The 3,594-nt window shown below is 36.8% G+C and carries 4 protein-coding genes; all 4 read right to left on the bottom strand.

Translation table 11 applies throughout. The features are described from left to right. Window positions 1–35 precede the first annotated feature (35 nt). Window positions 36–329 carry a hypothetical protein gene (locus tag ACECE_RS0220125; RefSeq protein WP_010250493.1) on the bottom strand — a complete coding sequence of 98 codons (294 nt, stop codon included), beginning with the start codon at window positions 327–329 and terminating at the stop codon, window positions 36–38. Between the two features lie 227 nt (window positions 330–556). Continuing rightward, complete coding sequence (locus ACECE_RS0220120; protein WP_010250492.1) at window positions 557–1,792, bottom strand: IS110 family RNA-guided transposase; 1,236 nt, start codon at window positions 1,790–1,792, stop codon at window positions 557–559. Between the two features lie 747 nt (window positions 1,793–2,539). After that, window positions 2,540–2,731: a SymE family type I addiction module toxin gene (locus ACECE_RS0220110; RefSeq protein ID WP_010250491.1), complete on the bottom strand. Its 192-nt coding sequence runs from the start codon at window positions 2,729–2,731 to the stop codon at window positions 2,540–2,542. A 239-nt stretch (window positions 2,732–2,970) separates the two neighbouring features. Next, window positions 2,971–3,144: a hypothetical protein gene (locus ACECE_RS32685; RefSeq protein WP_162862594.1), complete on the bottom strand. Its 174-nt coding sequence runs from the start codon at window positions 3,142–3,144 to the stop codon at window positions 2,971–2,973. Between the last annotated feature and the right edge of the window lie 450 nt (window positions 3,145–3,594).

The following is a 3,594-nucleotide window of genomic DNA, read 5'->3' as shown; positions in this document are numbered from 1 at the left end:
TTTCCAATTTGCTTATTGCATCCGAATCCATGAAATTATAATCTGTCTGTGATGCAAAAATCATAATAAAGTGCAGTAAATCTATCCATTTCATCAGATGCTTTTATTTTTTCTTCCGAAAAGCCTTTACCAAACTTTAAATTTCCATATACAGAATCTTTTTTTGCATAATCCCATCTTGCAGATTCGGCAAAATAATTGGCATCAGCTTGAAACTGTATTCTTGCGTCAAGAGACTTAACATTATGCATTGCATAAAAATCCAATTGATTTGCAAGCTCAATTTTATGAAGTTCAGTCTCTACCTTTCTTTCGTGAAATGGCTTCATCTAAATATTCATATTGACCATTTGACTTATACATATGGAATGATATCATTGCTTCCAAATGACCTGTTGGGTCGTAGTAGATCAACGGGTTGTTGGAGCAATAAGTGTACAAATTCAAACTCAACGGATCATCGGATGTGCCGCTGTATGTATCCTTAATAAAGAAACTGATTTAGTTTTTTATCAAGGGGTAGGATTTAATTTTCAATGTTCTACCCTTGATTATATCATTTGGTATTCTGTTTTAGAAGATTTGGGATTTTATATTCTGACTTGTTTTTCATCATACCCCAGATTATATTTACAAGCCTTCGGGCTATGCAGATTATGGCTTGACCAGATGTTTTACCTTCTGACATTTTCTTTTCGTAGTACTCACGAAAGACCGGATTTCTTGGGTTTTTGGTGTTCCTGTCCAGTATGATTTGATGGACTGCTAGAAGGTGGAATATTCCGTATAGAATTCTGTTGCCCTGTTGGTTTTTAAGTTGTTTGTCCTTTTGACCGGAACTGTATGTAATTGGTGCTACTCCTGCGTATTTGGCGAGCTTTGCAGGGGTTGGGAATCTTTCTATATCGCCGATTTCACCGATTAATTTTGCAGCTGTGACAATATCAATTCCAGTCATGGTGTGGAGTTTATAGCCCATTTTATCAACTATGAGCTTAATTTCTACCTCGATTTTTGTTAGTTCATCATCCTTGAATTTGATTTCTTTTACCATGCTTTCAACTAGGAAATCCCTAATGTATTGGAATTCTGGAACTTCTCTTACATTATCATTTTCAGCTGTTTCAATAATCTGGACTGCTTTTTTGACGGTATAATAATTATGGCTGTTTGTAACTAATAGCTCTGTAAGCTCTTCTAGGGTGGCAGTTTTGAGCTTTGAAGGTGAGGGATATTTTTCCCAGAAGGCAAGGGCTGTTTTACCATCTATTTCGAAAAAGAACTTATTGTATGACGGATAGTTATGGGCTAATTGGACATGTAGCTGACTTTTTAGAGCACTTGAAGACCTGACTAATGCTTCACGCCTTTGCACCAGTTGATTGACCGTCCAGTACAAGTCCTGAGGATTGGCATTTCTAAGCTCATCAAGGCGGGATAATAGAACCCTTGCAACACAAAGGGCATCAAAGGAATCGTCCTTGTGATATATGGGAAGTGCTTTTCTTTCAACATTTGCAAGACTTGAATCAACTTCTTTGACTAGCTTTTTTTCACCAAGCAGGAAAACAGCTAAAGCCCGGCCAACGCCTCCGCAATCCTCCAAGCCGTAAACCGCGGTTTTCCTTTTGGCATGTTTTTTAACTTCAAGAAGCAGATCATTAAATTTGGAAGGCTTGTTTTCAATAGTGATTTCGCCCAACTTATCGCCCCAACAGTTGATAATAACAGCGGTATGAGTGAGTTTATGAGTATCAATACCTACATAGATATACTTTTGTTTTTGATGCATTGTTTCACCACCTTTCCTGCACGGTCTGAAATTTAATAAATGTAAGCACCCAAAATATAGCGTTAAAGCCGTTTGCACAACTTCCGCACAGACACATAAGCAAATTCATTTATTTATATAGAACCGTTTATTTAGCATTAAACTTTATGACTTTTCAGCACGTAAAAAAACACTTCATTAAAAAGCCACATATAAAACTACAAAAAACCTTATAGCCTTGTATCAAGCCTTTTAACAATCAACCTTTAAAAAACTACATACAAAACCGCAAAACCTTTACAGCCTTGTATCAATCTTTTTAACATGTTTCCAGAAGGCACTGTATTTAAGACAGTACCTTTACTGGAACTGTTGGAACTTTTGACATACTCCTGATAGTGTTAGAAACTGCAAAAAACACAGATTCCCACATAGACACATACAGTCAATAAAGCTCCTGTAATCTATGTAAAGAGAGCATTTAAAACCCTCTATAATTTTAACAATAGAAAATCATACTAAAAAAGCTAATATTACAGCCTTTGTAAAAGCATTATCAATGAAGAAGCAAACACCCACTATTAAAGCCTTTACAAAAACAATAATAAACAAAGCGAAAATTCCTCCAACTACTTCCAAAATGGCAGGAAGGAGAAAAAGGTGAACCACTATAAAACTAATTCTCCTTAATCTGAAATAAGGAAATCAACCATGATATAAATGGGAAGTACCGGGAATAATGCCCGTACCTCCCGTAATATCTGCCTCTCATGTCTCTTCACCTTCTACTGCATCCATATCCTCAATCTGAACAGCCTTAATGACTATCTGACCTGCGGTAACCTCAACGACTACCTTGTGCCCATACTCAAAACCGAAATCCTTGAGCCATGAACCACTGACCCTGACCTCAAGGCACTCGTCCATCCAAAACTTGCTTACTGAACCTAAACACACCATAAAAAACAACCTCCACAAAAAATACTCCACAACTTCAAAGAAATGTATATCTGCCATAAGCTGGAGCACACAATACCGCTACAGCATGTTTCTGTCAAGAGGTCTTATCAAAATTTCCTAAAAAAATAAATAAAAAATGCTCCCTTCCCGGAAAAGTTCTTCGGAGCAGCTATAAGTTTTCTTTGAAGCCTCTTTAAAGTAGCTTTCAAAGACACATACAAAGAATGAATCAACAAAAATTATTTTGATGATTCATTCTTGTAGGCAGGACTGGAAATATCTAAAATAATATTTCCAGTCCTGCCGTAGCTACTAATAAGCCTCTTTGTAGCTTCTGTTAAGCAGCTTTTAAGAATTGCAAGTTCTTCGAAGAATTCTGATATGTGAATGCGAAGGCAACTGCGTAGCGACATACAAGGAATGAATCATCTTATTCTTGGATGATTCATTCCTTTAGGCAGAACTGGAAATATCTCGAAATAGTATTTCCAGTTCTGCCGTAGCCACTCATAAGCCTCTTTATAGCTTCTGTTGAGCAGCTTTTAAGAAACGCAAGTTCTTCGAAGGATTCTGATATGTGACTGCGAAGGCAACTGCGTAGCGACATACAAGGAATGAATCATCTTATTCTTGGATGATTCATTCCTTTAGGCAAAACCGGAAATATCTCAAATAGTATTTCCGGTTTTGCCGTAGCCACTCATAAGCTCTCTATAGCTTCTATTAAGTTGCTTTACAGAAACTTCGAAGATATACAGTAATTCTTCAAAGACTCTTCGAAGTAGGGGAGCATTTTTTATTTATTTTTTTAGGAAATTTTGATAAGACCTCTTGACAGAAACATGCTGTCGCGGTAATGTTTG

Origin of the sequence: Acetivibrio cellulolyticus CD2, assembly GCF_000179595.2 — a bacterium.
Taxonomy (GTDB): domain Bacteria; phylum Bacillota; class Clostridia; order Acetivibrionales; family Acetivibrionaceae; genus Acetivibrio; species Acetivibrio cellulolyticus.
Note: the sequence above shows the minus strand (reverse complement) of the source record. Positions and strands in the feature narration are given on the sequence as shown.